Below are 17,035 nucleotides of genomic sequence, written 5' to 3'. Positions count from 1 at the left end.
ACATCTAGCTTTCGTGGTGCATCTACAACGACGCACTAATTTAAAAACAATAGCTACAGATTTTACGAAAAGAAACATAAATAATGATAAACATCATGCAGTAAATATAGTTCAGAGAAATCTCACTTTTTTATCTGTTAAAATAGATAAGGCCGACTCTATTTTGTAGCTAAAAAGCTACCATTAGAGTCAGCCTGGTCCTTATCTGTAATAATAACTACATTTACACTTCTTCGTTTTCATCAAGGAAAGTATTAAGCATTTCTTCAACCATATCCCACTCTTCATCAGTTTCAATAGGCTGTAATTCACCATCTTTATTGTCATCACTCGGAACAAAGCTTGATGCATGAATTTCTATATCTTCATCTTCATCATGGTCTGCTCCAACTGGATAATAAAGTACATATGATTTACCGAATTCAGCATTTTCAAATGTAAAAAGCACTTTACATAGCTGTTCATTCCCGTTTTCATCTACTACCGTTATTTGATCTTCGTTGTGTGTCATACTTTCACCTCATTAGTTTTTACTGTCCAAATATCCTTGTAAAATCATCACTGCTGCCATTTTGTCAATGACTTTCTTTCTTTTCTTACGACTAACATCTGCACTTAATAATACACGTTCAGCTGCCATCGTAGATAAACGCTCGTCCCATAATTGGGTTTCAAGCTGAAATGTTTCTTCCATCAATTTAGCAAATGCTATACAAGCTTCTCCCCTTGGACCAACTGTACCATTCATATTTTTAGGAAAGCCGACAACAATTTTCTGAACTTCATATTGTTGAATGAGTTCTTTTAGACGGTCCAACCTAAATTCATTTCTCTCTTCGTCGATTTTTATTGTTTCGATACCTTGGGCAGTCCAACCCATTTCGTCACTTACAGCTACCCCTATCGTTTTAGTACCGACGTCTAATCCAAGGATTCGCATATACTTACTCCTTACGGTGATGCTCTAAATAAGATTTAACTAACTCCTCAATCAATTCATCACGTTCAATTTGTCTTATAATGTTCCTAGCGTCTTTATGACGAGGAATATAGGCAGGATCGCCAGATAATAAATATCCTACAACTTGGTTAATTGGATTGTAACCTTTGTCTTGCAAAGCATCATAAACTGTAAAAAGTACATCTTTTACATTTGTTTCGACAGGTTCTTCTGAAAAATTAAATTGCATTGTTTTATCGAACGAGCTCATTATATGCACCTCACCCTCAAGATCCGACTGTTGAATCTGTCAAGTTTTTCATACTTACATTGTACACTAAATATATAAATTATAAAACGGATTTAACCCATTCTTCAACATAGTTTAATGCACTTTCAAGTTTATTAGGGTCTTTTCCACCTGCTTGTGCCATATCAGGTCGACCACCACCGCCACCGCCACAGCGTGTAGCTACTTCTTTGACTACTTTGCCGGCATGGTAGCCCTTTTGAATCAAATCCTTAGTAACACCCGCTACTATATTCACTTTATCATCATTAATAGCACCTAAGACAACAACGGCTGAGCCTAAATTTTGTTTTAATTCATCAACCATTGAGCGTAAATTATTCATATCTGCTGCATCTACTATACTCGTTAGAACCGAAACTCCATTCACATCTTTAACTGCATTGACTAAATTACTTGCTTCGATATTTCCTAACTTTGCCGATAAGGATTCATTTTCACGCTGAACCATACGTAATTCGGATGTCAAAGATTCAATTCTGCTCGTAACATCCTTCGGATTTACTTTTAATTTGTTTGCAGCTTCATGTAATAACTGAACTTGCTCATTAATTACTTGATATGCCCCTTGACCAGTAACGGCCTCTATACGCCTTGTTCCAGCACCTATACCTGATTCTGAAATAACCTTGAATAAACCGATGACCGAGGTATTCGGTACATGGCAACCACCACATAGCTCTAAACTGTAGTCACCTACTTGAACAACACGTACAACCTCTCCATATTTTTCACCGAAAAGTGCCATTGCACCCATTTCTTTTGCTTCGTCAAGTGATTTATAGTCAATTTGAACTGCAATGCTTTTCCAAATTTGTTCATTAACGATAGACTCTATTTGATCCAATTCTTCCTGTGTCACTTGACCAAAATGTGAAAAGTCAAATCGCAGACGATCAGCATTTACCAATGAACCAGCTTGATTAACATGTTTTCCTAATACATCTTTCAACGCTTGGTGGAGAAGATGAGTAGCCGTATGATTCTTAATAATATTTAACCGTTTTTCTTCATTTATTTTCGCTTCAAATGCTTGACCTTTTTGTAGTGTACCTTTTTCAACGATAACATGATGAATATTTTGTCCATTTGGAGCTTTTTGAACATCTTTTACTTTTAATACAGTATCTTTATTTTCAAATAATCCCTGGTCAGCAATCTGCCCACCACTTTCAGCATAAAAAGGTGTTTTATCAACGATAATTTGTGCCTCTTGCCCTTGTTCTATACGTTCAACAAAGTCACCATCTTTAACGATTATTTCAATTTTACTTCCAGCCTTTGTTTGTTCATAACCAACAAAGTTACTTTCAACCTTAACGTCACCTAACACTCCGCCTTGCACTTGCATTGAATCAACATCTTGACGAGCAGCGCGAGCTCGTTCTCGTTGGAGCTCCATCTCTTTTTCAAATCCTGCATGATCAACCTTCATATGTTCATCTTCTGCATATTCCTCAGTAAGCTCAACTGGAAAACCGTATGTATCATATAAACGAAACACATCTGTTCCAGAAATTGTATCACTGCCATTTTCTTTCTCTTTTTTAATTACACTTGCTAAAATCGTTAAGCCTTCATTAAGCGTTTCATGGAAACGTTCTTCTTCATTTTTCACAACTTTTTGAATAAATTCAGTTTTCGCCTTTACTTCTGGATAAAAATCAACCATGATTTCTGCTACGGTTGGTACAAGCTCAAACATAAACGGTCGTTGGATATTAATTTTCTTTGCGTAACGCACAGCTCGACGTAATAAACGACGCAATACATAACCTCTTCCTTCATTTGATGGAAGTGCACCATCACTTACAGCAAAAGTAACTGTGCGAATATGGTCAGCAATTACTTTAAATGCAACATCTTTTGAACTGTCTTGACGGTATTTTTCATTTGAGATATGCTCTGTCGCTTCTATAATTGGCATAAAAAGATCCGTATCAAAGTTGGTTGGAACATCTTGGATAATTGAGCACATGCGTTCAAGTCCCATACCTGTATCAATATTTTTCTTTGGTAGGGGTGTATAAGATCCATCAGGATTATGATTAAACTGTGAAAATACTAAATTCCATACTTCTAAATAGCGCTCATTTTCTCCACCTGGAAATAATTCAGGGTCATTGGGATCATTCCCAAATTGCTCACCACGATCATAAAAAATTTCTGTATTTGGTCCACTTGGCCCTTCACCAATATCCCAAAAATTCTCCTCTAATCGAATTATACGTTCTTTCGGAACACCAACTTCCTTATTCCATATTTCAAACGCTTCATCATCTTCTGGGTGGATCGTGACAGAGAGCTTTTCTGGATCAAACCCTATCCACTTATCACTTGTTAAGAATTCCCATGCCCAATGAATTGCTTCATTTTTAAAATAATCTCCTATAGAAAAATTCCCCAACATTTCAAAGAAAGTATGATGACGAGCTGTTTGCCCAACGTTTTCGATATCATTTGTTCGAATCGATTTTTGGGCATTACAAATTCTAGGGTTATCTGGAATAACTCTGCCATCAAAATATTTCTTTAATGTAGCAACACCACTATTTATCCATAACAGCGTTGGGTCTTCATGTGGCACTAATGAAGCACTTGGTTCTATTGCATGGTCTTTTTCCTGAAAAAAATCTAAAAACATTTGGCGTACTTCTGCAGAGTTTAGTTTCTTCATGTTAATATCTCCTTTTAGAAATTGTTCAATAAAGCACTGAAAAAAATATTTCACTAATTGAACACTCTTTAATAATGACTCTTTCCGAAAGCTATGTTGCTAATGTCACCGAATTAGAAAATAAAAAGAGTTTAATACGTTTCACATCTTTTTAAGAAGAAAAGATGTCACCAACGAAAGTGGTGTACGTGTTTATTACTAATTCGAAAAACAACAAACATTGCGAAAACAGCCTTAAAAATATAAAAAACCCCCATCCCAAAAGCAGGGACGAGAGTTATACTCGCGGTACCACCCTGATTATGAACAATTTCGAAAAGCGTAAATTCCCCAACATTTCTGGTAAATGACAAGCGCCTTACAGAAAAATATGTTTGTTCATCACTCATGATAAGCCGTAACGTGGCAAAACGGCAGGGTTTATCTGCACTCAAGATTAGCTTTCTGTTATCCTTCACCTAGAATTTCTTTCAGCCTAAAGGGAAATTCCTCTCTGATTTTATAATTACATAAGGTGGACTATAACATACTCGATCCGTCATCGTTTTCCGTATTATAATGCGAATTATAGACAAGCAAAACTTATTTGTCAATGATTCATTAAATATGTTTTGGCATGAAGTATCGTAACTTTTAGTATCGCTAAAAAAGGAACAGCAACTATTAAACCTAATACACCTGCAATCTCTCCCCCAACTAACAGTGCAAACATTATAACAATAGGGTGCATATGCAGGCTTTTTCCTACAATTAGTGGTGATAATACATTGCCTTCAATAAATTGTAAAACAAGGACTAAACCGGATACGAATAGAACCATCTTCATTGAGATAGTCGCTGCGATAATAACGGCTGGAATTAAACCAATAATTGGTCCAAAATAAGGAATAATATTCGTAACCCCTATGATGCTTCCTAGTAGCAAAGGGTATTTCATTTTGATTAACCAAAAACCAATTGTTGCAATAATTCCGATCGCAAAGCACACAAATAGTTGCCCTCTAATGTAATTACCAAGTGATTCATCAACCCCTTTTAAAAACTCTTTCCCGGGGGTACGAAATTTTTTTGGTGTTATGTACCATATTGCCTTATTTATATCTGGGTAGTCTTTAAGCATATAGAAAACTAAAAACGGAATGATAGCAATTAAAATAATATAGTTCAGCAATCGTTTCATACTGTTTAATAACTTTGTAACTAGTAATGCACTCTCTTTCTCAATTGATTGTAGCCCTTCCTCAATTCTATCGTGAAATCCATTTGGCCAATGGGATGTTTGATCACGAATTTCCTCAATCCAATCTCGGTACGTCTCGATAAATATTGGTACATTTTCACTTAAATCCTTTAGCTGTTCAATAATAATTGGTACTCCTTTATATAAGCCGAAACCAACTCCTCCAAAGAACAAAGTATATATAAGTAAAATAGCAATAGACCTGGGAACTCCGTGATGATGGATTTTCTCGATAATGGGATGAAGTAAGTAAGTAATAAATGCGGCAATAACAAAAGGGGTAATTACAATTGCAATCATCTTTAGCGTTGGTTTCCAAATCGGCGCAAGCTTCATAAAAACGTATAACAATACAAACATTAATAAAAAGAGAAGTAAGCGATAAATCCATACTAAACGAATGTCCTTCATCTATACCCCACCTCTAATTAAATTCTGATCGTTACAAAATATCAACTTTAAAAAAGGGCAGAACCCGTAATTGGGTCAGCCCCTTTTAGTCAGTAAAGCATCTTAGCAACTTTCTTTCTCATTCTCTTTATATTTTTTGGAGACATGATGTCACTTCTTTGGTTCATTTGGTATGCAGCAACCCCCATACCTAAAGCAACCAATGACGCAGTAATTGTTCTGTTCATTTTGTCCTCCTTAATGAAAGAGTCAATTACAAATTTATCGTACGATCTTCTTCTCCAAAGAGATCATCCAATGAACTAAGCGTTCCATCTTCTTCAACTTGATGGGTATTAATGATACCTTGGTTTACTGACATTTCTATAAAACAGTTCCAACAATAATATTGGTTAACACCAATTTTACCAAGATCTTTATTTTTACAATTTGGACACATTAACATCAAACGACACCTCTTTATTTCCGCTTAGCTTTAAAAATGATGGTATCTTTGTTAACGGTAAAGTCATTGCTTTTAATTACTTTTTTTCCATCACTTATATCAGAAAAGAAACCATCTGTTATTTTATACCCTTCTATTGTGCCCAATTCTTCTTGGAAAAATACGTCTTCTAATATTCCAAGAACTTCCCCATTTTCAGATTTCACGAATTTTTTTGCTAAGCTATGGTGGGTGTTTAAGTAATGTGTATTTTTCTCTTGGCGTGTAGAATATTTTGTTGTAGAACTGCTAATCGTAATTCCATCATTATCAAAAGATAAAACTGATTCTATTGGAATAAAAGTATCTCTCTGAAAAAGCCTTTTACCTTCAACAACGATTGATGCGACCTTTCCATCTTCTTGAACTAAAAGATCAACGACGTTGCCAAGCTGTTTGCCATCATGTGAATAAACTGGTAACCCCTTTAATAAGGAAAATGTCCGCAAAGATATCCCACCTTCCCGAACATTATTAGGTTACTCAATCATCCATGAAATCATAAGGTGTAACGTTTTCCATTAATTTTTCTTCTTGTACAATAAAAGGAATGTCATCTTCGTTGTCAATTTCACCTTCATGAGCCATTCTTAATTTTTCACATAATGTTGTTTGTCTTATACCATCATCATTACGGCTAACTCCATGTCGAAAAGCTTGCTCTTCACCACATAATATTAGAAATTTTTTACTTCTTGTAATACCTGTATATAGTAAATTTCTTCTTAGCATGCGGTAATAGCTTTTTACAACTGGCATAATAACGATTGGAAATTCACTACCCTGAGACTTATGTATGGAACAACAATACGCGTGGGTGATTTGGTTCAAATCTTGTTTTGTATAAGTAACTTCATTTCCCTCAAAAGATACAATAACCATATCTTGTTTTTCAGTATTTTCCTTGGAGTAGAATATTGAGACAACTTCTCCCATATCTCCATTAAAAACATTACTTTCTGGTTGATTGACGAGTTGCAACACCTTGTCGCCAATTCTATATATTACATCGCCAAATGACATTTCACGTTTTTGGTCTGACGGAGGGTTAAACATACTTTGTAGCATTTTATTTAATTGATCTATACCTGCAGGCCCACGATACATGGGTGCTAGAACTTGGATATCTCTTGCACTATATCCTTTTTCTTTTGCACTTTGTGCAACCTTTGATACAACATCAAGTACTTGATTAGGTCTACATGGTAAAAAAGATCGGTCAGTTTTTTGCGAAACAATATCTCGTGGCAATTGACCTTTTTTAATGTCATGAGCAAGCGCTATGATTGAGGATCCTTCTGATTGTCGATAAATTTCAGTTAGACGAACTGTTGGAATAATATTAGCATCTAATAAGTCCTTCAATACTTGTCCTGGCCCAACAGATGGCAATTGATCCTCATCTCCAACAATAATCATTTGGATAGATTCAGGTAGTGATTTAAATAGTTGATTTGCCAACCAAACATCAACCATTGACATTTCATCTACAATTAACAATTTTCCTTCAATTGGGTTATCTTCATCATGTTCAAATCCATCGACTCCATTCCAACCTAATAAGCGATGTATTGTCACAGCCTTTAAACCTGTGGCTTCACTCATGCGCTTTGCAGCTCTACCTGTAGGGGCAACAAGTAGTATTGGAAACGGGTTTTCTTTATTATAATCACTAGGGTTTAATGAACAGCCATGTAAATCTGCATATACATTTACAATTCCATTAATAACTGTCGTCTTCCCAGTCCCAGGTCCTCCGGTTAGTAAAAGCATTGGTGATAATAAGGCTTTTTGAATTGCCTCTTTTTGTGAAGGTGCATACTGAACATTGAGATATTCTTCTATATTACCTAGCGACAATAAGAATTCTGAATCTGGAAATTGATCCTCATATTCAGTTTGACTCAATATTCGACCAATATTTGTTACAAGTCCTTTTTCTGAAAAGAATAATGAAGGACTGTAAACTTTATCCTCTTCAACAATAATTTTATCTTCTTCCGACAGATGGGTAATAATCCGAGAGATATCTTCTTCATCCATGGAATCACGCTTATTTTCTTCTAGTAACTCTTTTACATCCCTAATTAATTGATGTAAATATTGATATGTATGCCCTTCTTGAATTGATTGCTGATCAAGCATATAAAGACAACCTGCCTTTATACGATGCGGATTATTGCCCGAGATGCCTAACATATACCCAAGCTCATCCGCTCTACTAAAGCCAACTCCTTCAACATCTTCTACTAGCTGGTAAGGGTTGTTTTGGATAATTTGTAATGTTTCATCTTTGTATACTTGATAAATCTTCATTGATAATTGCGGACCGAATCCATATTGAGATAACGCAATCATTATTTGTTCAAGACCTTGATGTTCTTTTAACGTATCAACTATTTGCTGAGCTTTATCTTTTGAAAGTTTAGGTACCTTTTCAAGAGCTGAAGGATTTTGTAAAATTGTTGAGATTGCAGCTTCACCTAATGCATCGACAATGTTGCTTGCTGTTTTTTTACCCACTCCTTGAAATAGATCACTTGATAAGTACTGTATAATCCCTTGCTTCGTTTGAGGAAGATCTTTCCTGAAACTATCGACGTGAAATTGCATGCCAAACTTAGGATGTTCCTTCAGTTTACCAAAAAAGATATATGTTTCATCTTCATGGATACGAGGGAAATAACCTGTGACAACTGCTTCTTTTTCTGTATATTGTTCGTTCGTTTCCTGCAATCGGATGCGAACGACTGAATATAGATTGGCTTCATTGTGAAAGATGGTGACTAGATGTGTACCCTTCATATACTTCTGCTCTTCATTATACAAATCCAGCACTCCTTGTTGCTCCATCAGCATCATTTCCCTCCTTTCATTACGAATCGTAAATATGTATGTTACGAGTTGCCGTTTGATCTAAAAACACTATATAAAAGCACGTCCTAGAACAATGTAACAGCGACTAATCAAGGCGTTGTTACAGTACTGCATCTAATTGACAGATACCAAGTTACAATTCGTGGCATCTTTCCTTTATATAGTTGATAAAGTACCAAAATACTTCTCGTTGTATCACTATAGAAACATTACCGAAGAATAAAATCTATTATGAAAACATTAAGTTTGCTCTATTATTTTTTTTCCATGAGCAGCTAATACATGATCTGGTTGAATCTCACATGCCTTATTAAACATCGCTAAAGCTTGCTCACCATTTTCTTTGAATGCATACGCAACACCTAAATTATAAAATGCATCCGCATGATTAGGGTCTAAATGAATGACCTGTTGAAACTGTTCCATGGCTTGATCAATTAGATTTTCATTCGCAAGACATAAGCCGTATTGAAACCTTGCTTCGGCATCATCGACATTTAGTTCAACTGCTCTTTGAAAATAAGGTAAAGCGAGTTTGGGTTGATCTAATTGTAACAACGACATACCTAGCATAAAATACGTATCAGAGTTTGTTAAACCTTTTTTCATAGCTATTTCGAACATATTCTTTGCATCTGCATATTTTTCATTATTGTAGTGTAAGTTACCAGTGCTGTAATAAGCCGCACCATTATCTTCATCAAGCTCAATTGCTTTATTAAAAAAAGCTATCGCCTTTTCGTTTTCACCTAAGGCAGAAAGCAAGTTCCCAAAATTGATATATGCGATTGGATCCTTTGGTGAATCTTCAATAGCTTGATTAAACACCTTTGCAGCTTCTTCATATTTTCCTTCTTGCATATATTGAATTCCTAGCTTATTATTATCAACCATTTTTAAAACCTCCAATTAGCTATTAGTATAGCATAGGAATGATACTAGTGCCTCAATACACTTTGATGGCACCGTTACGTTCATCAAAGTTGTAAATCCAATCATAACAGCATTTTATTGTTACTAAAACGTATAATTACAAGAGGTTGTATTGCACCTAAAAAGCTTCACCTCTGCATAAGTGAGGTGAAGCTTTTTCTAAAATATTTTACTACACGTAATCTAGTTCTTCTCCATTTTTGTACACAATATCAATTGTCCCACCACCTAGGCATTCGTCTCCATCATAAAAAACAACTGCCTGTCCAGGTGTTATTGCTCTAATTGGTTCCTCAAAAATAATTTTGACATTATTATCATCTATTCTATGGACGGTAATAGCATTGTCCTGTTGACGATAACGAAATTTCGCAGTACATTTTAGTGTATCTGTTATTTCACGATCGGATACCCAACTTACATTTGTAGCTAAAATTGCGTCCGAATACAACAAATCATTATGAAAACCTTGGTCAACGTATAAAATATTTTTTTCTAAATTCTTTCCTACTACAAACCAAGGCTCACCACTTCCTCCAATACCTAAACCATGACGTTGGCCAATCGTATAATACATTAAACCGTCATGCTCTCCTTTTATTTCACCTGATAATGTTTGCATTTCTCCAGGCTGAGCAGGTAAATAATTACTTAAAAATTCTTTAAAGTTTCGTTCACCGATAAAGCAAATTCCCGTACTATCTTTTTTCGTTGCTGTTGCTAACCCAGCTTGTTGGGCTATTTCACGAACCTTACTTTTATTAATTTCACCAAGAGGAAAGAGTACTTTAGAAAGTTGCTCTTGACCTAGTTGATTTAAAAAATAAGTTTGGTCTTTATTTTCATCTATCCCACGGAGCATTTTGTATTCTCCGTTACGATATGCAACTCTAGCATAATGACCCGTCGCCACATAATCGGCTCCTAAAGCTAGTGCATGATCTAAAAAGGCTTTAAATTTAATTTCTTTATTACACATTACATCTGGGTTAGGTGTTCTACCAGCTTTGTATTCATCTAAAAAGTAAGTAAATACCTTATCCCAATATTGTTTTTCAAAATTAACTGCATAGTAGGGAATACCAATCTGATTACATACTTGAATGACATCGTTATAATCTTCAGTTGCTGTACAAACGCCATTTTCATCAGTATCATCCCAATTTTTCATAAAAATACCAATTACATCATAACCTTGTTCTTTTAACAGCAATGCAGCAACCGAAGAATCAACCCCACCCGACATACCTACAACAACACGTGTATCGTTAGGAGCTTTGCTCATTACTTTCACCTCATTTATATATAATATTATTTAATGTTTTGTTAACCGTTTCACAATTTTGGTTATTTCATATGCTGCTTTTCGGATTTCTTCCTCATTATTTCCATAACCAAAACTAAACCTGATCGAAGATTGTATTCTCTCAGAGCCGTTCCCAAACATCGCTACTAAAACATGTGATGGATCAACAGAACCGGCAGTACAAGCCGAGCCACTAGAAGCCGCAATACCTATAAGATCTAAGTTAACAAGTAAAGCCTCGACACTTACTCCTGCAAAACTAACATTTAATATATTTGGTACAGTCAATTCAAGATCTCCATTGATGCTGAAATCAATTTCTTCTTGTTTGAATATATCTATCATTTGTTTTTTATAGTTGCTATATAGCTCAAAGCGTTCATTCCTGCCTTTGTTGCTTAATTGAACAGCATGTTTAAGACCAACAATACTCGCCACGTTTTCTGTGCCTGCACGTCTCTTTCTTTCTTGTTCACCACCATGTAAACTTGGAGTGATTTTCACTCCAGAACGAACGTATAAATACCCAACACCTTTTGGGCCGTTAATTTTATGCCCTGAAACCGATAATAAATCAATACCAAGGTCATCGACATTAATAGGGAATAAATTATACCCCTGTACAATATCTGAATGAACATACGCACCATTTGCTCTTACAATTTCACTTAACTCTTTAATAGGTTGTATTGCACCAACTTCGTTATTAGCTAACATAATTGACACAAGAATCGTTTGATCTGTCAATGATGCCTTTACATCTTCAATAGAAACAATTCCATTCTCCTGCACTGGTAAATACGTAACCTTAAAGCCTTGGATTTCTAAATATTCACAAGTATGCAAAATAGCGTGATGCTCAACCTTAGTTGTAATTATATGGTTACCTCGGTGTTTATTTGCTAATGCAACTCCAATCAGAGCTAAATTATCTGCTTCCGTACCACCACTCGTAAAAATAATTTCTGTTGACTTGGCACCAATATTAGCAGAGATTGTTTGTCTAGCATCATCTATGGCTTGGCGACTTTCCCTGCCAAAGGAGTGAATACTAGAAGGGTTACCGAAAATTCCACTCATATATGGGCTCATCTCTTTAACAACGTCTGGATGAGTTGGAGAAGTTGCCGCATGGTCAAGATATATTCTTTCCATTGTATTCCTCCTTAAATGAAATGCGCAAGCGACATGCTCATCCCCGAACCTCGAGGGGATAGGCGCTGAAGCTAGACTACCATGAAATGCGCAAACAACTTATATATAAAACATGTAAGATTCTTGATCTCCACCACTGTAACTTGCTAAATCCTCTAGTGTAGTATTATCTAGGACATCTTTCACAGCATCACGAATTCGTATCCATAACTGCCTTTTGGCAGGCTCTTCATCATCTAAAACCTCAACTGGACTAATTGGTCCCTCTAAAACTCTAATAATATCTCCAGCAGTTATCTTTGATGGATCACCTGCTAACACATATCCACCGTACGCTCCTCGAATGCTCTTTACTAACCTAGCATTGCGTAAAGGAGCAATCAATTGCTCTAAATAATGTTCAGATAGATCATGAGTTTTAGCGATAGATTTTAACGAAATCGGCCCATCACCATATTTCTTGGCCAATTCAATCATTATTGTAAGTCCATACCTACCTTTAGTCGAAATCTTCATCCTTTATATCCCTCCACAAATAAGAAATGCTTAGACACTAGATTTCCCCACGACTGTGGGCAATGGTGAAATTGTCATCTTGATCCTGGTGATAAGCATAAGACGAACCTACGAGAGTGCTTTTAAGATCATCTTCTTGTCGCATTGGCTTATACCGGAAGCCGATGGTGCCTGGGGCTAGACATTATCGAAGTCATTAAGTCCCGTTCACAATCAAAATTTATATTATAAAATGGCTGATAGCTAACCATTGTATAGTTACAGACGGCTGTTCTCGCATGCATTGTTGTTGTACGAACAATTTGTTTAATCACCATTCCTGGCTTCTTTTCTTCATTAAAATATGCCAATAGAATAAATCACTTCAATACTAAAAACAACAATGCTTACTTAAAGAGTCTACATATATAACATTAAGCATTTGCCATTATACCATAATAGTGTATTGTAATACATATTAACATCCTAGAACAAGAACAAAGATTCCAAAAAGTAGGAGAGATGATTACTTTGTTATTCGAGTCATTGGTTGAATCCCCGTTATCATTTCGAATGAGACCTAGGAAATTAGACGAAATTGTTGGCCAACAACATATAATTGGACCAAAAACGGCGTTATATAAAATGATAGTTAATGGCCATGTGCCATCAATATTGTTATATGGAGAACCTGGTATTGGAAAAACTTCGATTGCCAAAGCTATTGCCGGGACGGTAAATATGCCCTTCGTTTCTATTAATGCAACTACAGCAGGCAAAAAAGATATAGAAAATGCTGTTAGACAAGCGGAAGTTGAAGGAAGTTTAATCTTATTTGTCGATGAGGTGCATCGGTTCAATAAAGCACAACAAGACTATCTTTTACCTCATGTTGAAAAAGGTTTAATCACATTAATAGGTGCAACTACTGAGAACCCCTTTCATGATGTAAATCCAGCGATTAGAAGCAGGTGCGGTCAAATAAAAGAATTACAACGTATTTCTAGAGAAGATATGATGACATTACTATTGAGAGCATTGACTGATTCGACAAGAGGCTTAGGTAGCTTAGACATTGAAATTGCTGATGAAGCTCTTGAAATAATTACTCAGTCGACTAACGGTGATGCACGATCAGCATTAAATATTCTAGAGGATGTAGTAATAGCATCAAAAGAGGTTGATGTGGAAAAAATCATCGTTCCTATTAAAACAGTAGAAGAATGTGTTGAAAATAAAGGTTTTTCTCACGACAAAAAGGGCGATATATACTATTCTCTATTATCTTGCTTGCAAAAGAGTATTAGGGGTAGCGATGTAAATGCAGCACTTCATTATTTAGCTCGGTTAATTGAGGGTGGAGATTTAACATCAATTATTAGAAGACTAATTGTCATTGCCTATGAAGACATATCTCTCGCTGCTCCAGAAGTAGCAGTAAGAACGGTTACTGCATGCGAAGCAGTTGAAAGACTTGGCTTGCCAGAGGCAAGAATTCCATTAGCAAACGTCGTTGTAGATCAATGTTTGTCTCCTAAAACAAACAGTGCATATAAAGCTCTTGATATGGCACTAGAAGATGTTAGAAAAGGTTATACAGGTGAAATCCCCTTACATTTACGGGATGCTCATTATAAAGGAGCTAAAACGATGGGGCATGGAATTGGTTATAAGTATCCTCACGATTATCCTAATGGCTGGGTACATCAGCAATATCTTCCTGATGAACTAAAGGGTAAGGAGTACTTTCAACCTAAGCAAAGTGGACAAGAAAAACAATATGCTAAAGTATATGAGCGGCTTAAAGACTTATTTGATGGAAAGTAAACTTTAACACCTGAATGAATTCTAGCAAAATGTCATCGAACTGCCTAAAAAAAAATAAGTACGTAAGGGGAGAATTAAATTATGTCATTTTAATTCTCCCTTTTTTCACTTACATACTTTCATGGAATGTTCTATTTATAACCTCAATTTGTTGGTCGCGTGTCAATTTAATAAAATTCACGGCATAACCTGAAACACGTATTGTTAATTGTGGATATTTTTCCGGATGCTCCATTGCATCAAGTAACTGTTCACGTTCAAACACGTTAACATTTATATGATGACCATGTTGTGCCATATATCCATCTAAGATAGAGACAAGATTATTGATTCTCGTTTGCTCTTCTTTACCTAGAGAATTAGGAACCATTGAAAAAGTACAAGAGATTCCATCTAGACAATCTTCATAAGGAAGCTTTGCTACAGAATTTAGTGATGCTAACGCTCCATTTTTATCACGTCCATGTAACGGGTTGGCACCCGGTGCAAACGCCTCGCCTGCTTTTCTTCCATCAGGTGTTGTACCTGTTTTTTTCCCGTACACAACGTTTGAAGTTATAGTTAATATAGATTGTGTCGGTACAGAAGAACGATACGTCGGATACAGACGAAGCTTATTCATAAATGTCTCAACTAACTCTGTTGCAATCATGTCAACACGATCATCATCGTTACCGAACTGTGGATAATCTCCGTCAATTTCAAAATCAACCGCGATTCCATACTCATTTCGAATAGGTCTTACTTTTGCGTATTTTATTGCACTTAAAGAATCTGCTACAACCGATAAGCCAGCGATACCGCAAGCCATAGTACGTAATATTTCCTCATCATGTAGTGCCATTTCAATACGCTCATAAGAATACTTATCATGCATGTAATGTATAATATTTAAGGTATTCATATATAGCTTCGCTAGCCAATTTAGCATTTCATCATAGTTTTTCATTACTTCTTCATAATTCAAGATATTTGAAGTAATTGGATCAAGGCTTGGTCCAACTTGCACACCTGACTTTTCATCTATCCCACCGTTAATTGCATATAGTAATGCCTTCGCCAAGTTAGCACGCGCTCCAAAAAACTGCATTTGTTTACCTATCTTCATGGCAGAAACACAACATGCAATACCGTAATCATCACCGTATTCTTTACGCATTAAATCATCATTTTCATATTGAATGGAACTTGTTTTTATTGACATTTTTGAACAATATCTTGTGAAATGATCTGGAAGCTCAGTCGACCAAAGTACTGTTAAGTTAGGTTCAGGAGCTGGTCCAAGATTGTCAAGCGTGTGTAGGAAGCGGAATGATGTTTTGGAAACAAGTGGACGTCCGTCAAGACTCATACCACCAATTGATTCAGTTACCCACGTCGGGTCACCACTAAACAACTCGTTATAATCAGGAGTACGCAAAAATTTCACAAGACGTAGCTTCATTACAAAATGATCAACTAATTCTTGGACTTCTGATTCAGTTAGAACCCCATTGTGTATATCTCTTTCAAAATATATATCTAAAAATGTGGATACACGACCGAGACTCATCGCAGCGCCATTTTGTTCTTTTATCGCTGCAAGGTATGCAAAATATAGCCATTGAATTGCTTCTCTAGCGTTTACTGCGGGTTTTGATATATCATACCCGTATGATGCAGCCATATCTTTTAACTCTTGTAATGCTCTAAATTGTTCAGAAATCTCTTCACGATCACGAATAACTGTGTCACTCATTAAATCATTCTCTAATCGAGCATGAGCCTTGCTTTTTTCTTCCATCAAACGGTCTACACCATATAATGCTACTCTGCGATAATCACCGATAATTCTTCCTCGTCCGTATGCATCTGGTAACCCAGTAATGATACCAGCTTTACGTGCCTTCCTCATTTCTGGAGTATAAGCATCGAAGACCCCTTGATTATGTGTTTTTCGATACTCAGTAAACGTTTTCTCGACTTCTGTATCGAGATCATATCCATAAGCCTCGCAAGCATCTTTTACCATACGGATACCACCAAAAGGTTGGATGGAACGTTTTAATGGCTCATCCGTTTGTAGCCCTACAACGCTTTCAAGATTTTTATCAATATATCCTGGCTCATGTGAAGTAATGGTTGATACTGTTTGTGTATCAATATCAAGTACACCACCATTGTCCCGTTCCTGTTTCATCAACTCTAATACTTTATCCCAAAGTTGAGTGGTTTTTAGAGTTGGGGGGGCAAGGAAATCTTCCTTGCCCGTATAGGGTGTAACATTTGTTTGAATAAAATCTCGTACATCTATGGAATGTAGCCATTTTCCTTCTTTGAAGTTCTTCCAAGCAACTTCCGTTGGAATCGTACTCAATCTGTTCATCCTAATCCCCCCAAA

Annotated in this window: 15 protein-coding genes; 1 reads left to right on the top strand and 14 read right to left on the bottom strand. The window is 36.1% G+C overall.

Going from position 1 to position 17,035, the window contains the following annotated elements:
* Nucleotides 1–223 precede the first annotated feature (223 nt).
* The 13 genes from V1503_RS15365 to cymR all read right to left on the bottom strand — a co-directional run bounded on the left by V1503_RS15365 (nt 224) and on the right by cymR (nt 12,849).
* On the bottom strand, nt 224–511 hold the full coding sequence (locus V1503_RS15365) for a DUF1292 domain-containing protein (RefSeq protein ID WP_214480388.1): 288 nt from the start codon (nt 509–511) through the stop codon (nt 224–226).
* A gap of 12 nt (nt 512–523) precedes the next feature.
* A complete protein-coding gene (gene ruvX, locus V1503_RS15360) occupies nt 524–940 on the bottom strand; it encodes a Holliday junction resolvase RuvX (RefSeq protein ID WP_214480389.1) in 417 nt (138 codons plus the stop codon).
* Between the two features lie 4 nt (nt 941–944).
* Nucleotides 945–1,211, bottom strand: coding sequence for an IreB family regulatory phosphoprotein (locus V1503_RS15355; protein ID WP_214480390.1), 267 nt, complete (start codon nt 1,209–1,211; stop codon nt 945–947).
* A 79-nt stretch (nt 1,212–1,290) separates the two neighbouring features.
* Entirely contained in the window at nt 1,291–3,927 is a 2,637-nt protein-coding gene (gene alaS / locus V1503_RS15350; RefSeq protein WP_410628016.1) for an alanine--tRNA ligase, read from the bottom strand.
* Between the two features lie 589 nt (nt 3,928–4,516).
* A complete protein-coding gene (locus V1503_RS15345; RefSeq protein WP_410628014.1) occupies nt 4,517–5,578 on the bottom strand; it encodes an AI-2E family transporter in 1,062 nt (353 codons plus the stop codon).
* Nucleotides 5,579–5,667: 89 nt separating this feature from the next.
* Nucleotides 5,668–5,805, bottom strand: coding sequence for a YrzQ family protein (locus V1503_RS15340; RefSeq protein ID WP_214480393.1), 138 nt, complete (start codon nt 5,803–5,805; stop codon nt 5,668–5,670).
* 26 nt (nt 5,806–5,831) lie between these two features.
* Entirely contained in the window at nt 5,832–6,023 is a 192-nt protein-coding gene (locus tag V1503_RS15335; protein ID WP_214480395.1) for a YrzR-like zinc ribbon domain, read from the bottom strand.
* A gap of 14 nt (nt 6,024–6,037) precedes the next feature.
* Nucleotides 6,038–6,511: a PRC-barrel domain-containing protein gene (locus V1503_RS15330; protein ID WP_214480397.1), complete on the bottom strand. Its 474-nt coding sequence runs from the start codon at nt 6,509–6,511 to the stop codon at nt 6,038–6,040.
* Between the two features lie 34 nt (nt 6,512–6,545).
* On the bottom strand, nt 6,546–8,915 hold the full coding sequence (recD2, locus tag V1503_RS15325) for an SF1B family DNA helicase RecD2 (protein WP_410629447.1): 2,370 nt from the start codon (nt 8,913–8,915) through the stop codon (nt 6,546–6,548).
* Nucleotides 8,916–9,179: 264 nt separating this feature from the next.
* Entirely contained in the window at nt 9,180–9,833 is a 654-nt protein-coding gene (locus tag V1503_RS15320) for a tetratricopeptide repeat protein (RefSeq protein WP_410628010.1), read from the bottom strand.
* A gap of 211 nt (nt 9,834–10,044) precedes the next feature.
* Nucleotides 10,045–11,157: a tRNA 2-thiouridine(34) synthase MnmA gene (gene mnmA, locus V1503_RS15315; protein WP_410628008.1), complete on the bottom strand. Its 1,113-nt coding sequence runs from the start codon at nt 11,155–11,157 to the stop codon at nt 10,045–10,047.
* Between the two features lie 30 nt (nt 11,158–11,187).
* The gene (locus V1503_RS15310; protein WP_410628006.1) at nt 11,188–12,333 is read right to left on the bottom strand and encodes a cysteine desulfurase family protein; all 1,146 of its coding nucleotides are present in this window, start codon (nt 12,331–12,333) and stop codon (nt 11,188–11,190) included.
* Between the two features lie 99 nt (nt 12,334–12,432).
* Complete coding sequence (gene cymR, locus V1503_RS15305; protein ID WP_410628004.1) at nt 12,433–12,849, bottom strand: cysteine metabolism transcriptional regulator CymR; 417 nt, start codon at nt 12,847–12,849, stop codon at nt 12,433–12,435.
* Between the two features lie 510 nt (nt 12,850–13,359).
* Here cymR and V1503_RS15300 point away from each other — a divergent pair.
* Complete coding sequence (locus V1503_RS15300) at nt 13,360–14,655, top strand: replication-associated recombination protein A (RefSeq protein WP_410628002.1); 1,296 nt, start codon at nt 13,360–13,362, stop codon at nt 14,653–14,655.
* Nucleotides 14,656–14,764: 109 nt separating this feature from the next.
* On the opposite strand, the gene pflB is transcribed toward V1503_RS15300, so the two are convergent.
* A complete protein-coding gene (gene pflB / locus V1503_RS15295) occupies nt 14,765–17,020 on the bottom strand; it encodes a formate C-acetyltransferase (RefSeq protein ID WP_410628000.1) in 2,256 nt (751 codons plus the stop codon).
* Between the last annotated feature and the right edge of the window lie 15 nt (nt 17,021–17,035).

The organism is Nanhaiella sioensis, assembly GCF_046557775.1.
Classification (GTDB): Bacteria; Bacillota; Bacilli; order Bacillales; family SM2101; genus Nanhaiella; species Nanhaiella sioensis.
This window is presented reverse-complemented; position numbering and strand designations above follow the sequence as displayed.

Bases quoted from the DNA above. Each gene is read 5' to 3' on its own strand.
- V1503_RS15365 (WP_214480388.1), bottom strand. From the start codon at position 511: ATGACACACAACGAAGATCAAATAACGGTAGTAGATGAAAACGGGAAT.
- ruvX (WP_214480389.1), bottom strand. From the start codon at position 940: ATGCGAATCCTTGGATTAGACGTCGGTACTAAAACGATAGGGGTAGCT.
- V1503_RS15355 (WP_214480390.1), bottom strand. From the start codon at position 1,211: ATGAGCTCGTTCGATAAAACAATGCAATTTAATTTTTCAGAAGAACCT.
- alaS (WP_410628016.1), bottom strand. From the start codon at position 3,927: ATGAAGAAACTAAACTCTGCAGAAGTACGCCAAATGTTTTTAGATTTT.
- V1503_RS15345 (WP_410628014.1), bottom strand. From the start codon at position 5,578: ATGAAGGACATTCGTTTAGTATGGATTTATCGCTTACTTCTCTTTTTA.
- V1503_RS15340 (WP_214480393.1), bottom strand. From the start codon at position 5,805: ATGAACAGAACAATTACTGCGTCATTGGTTGCTTTAGGTATGGGGGTT.
- V1503_RS15335 (WP_214480395.1), bottom strand. From the start codon at position 6,023: ATGTTAATGTGTCCAAATTGTAAAAATAAAGATCTTGGTAAAATTGGT.
- recD2 (WP_410629447.1), bottom strand. From the start codon at position 8,915: ATGGAGCAACAAGGAGTGCTGGATTTGTATAATGAAGAGCAGAAGTAT.
- V1503_RS15320 (WP_410628010.1), bottom strand. From the start codon at position 9,833: ATGGTTGATAATAATAAGCTAGGAATTCAATATATGCAAGAAGGAAAA.
- mnmA (WP_410628008.1), bottom strand. From the start codon at position 11,157: ATGAGCAAAGCTCCTAACGATACACGTGTTGTTGTAGGTATGTCGGGT.
- V1503_RS15310 (WP_410628006.1), bottom strand. From the start codon at position 12,333: ATGGAAAGAATATATCTTGACCATGCGGCAACTTCTCCAACTCATCCA.
- cymR (WP_410628004.1), bottom strand. From the start codon at position 12,849: ATGAAGATTTCGACTAAAGGTAGGTATGGACTTACAATAATGATTGAA.
- pflB (WP_410628000.1), bottom strand. From the start codon at position 17,020: ATGAACAGATTGAGTACGATTCCAACGGAAGTTGCTTGGAAGAACTTC.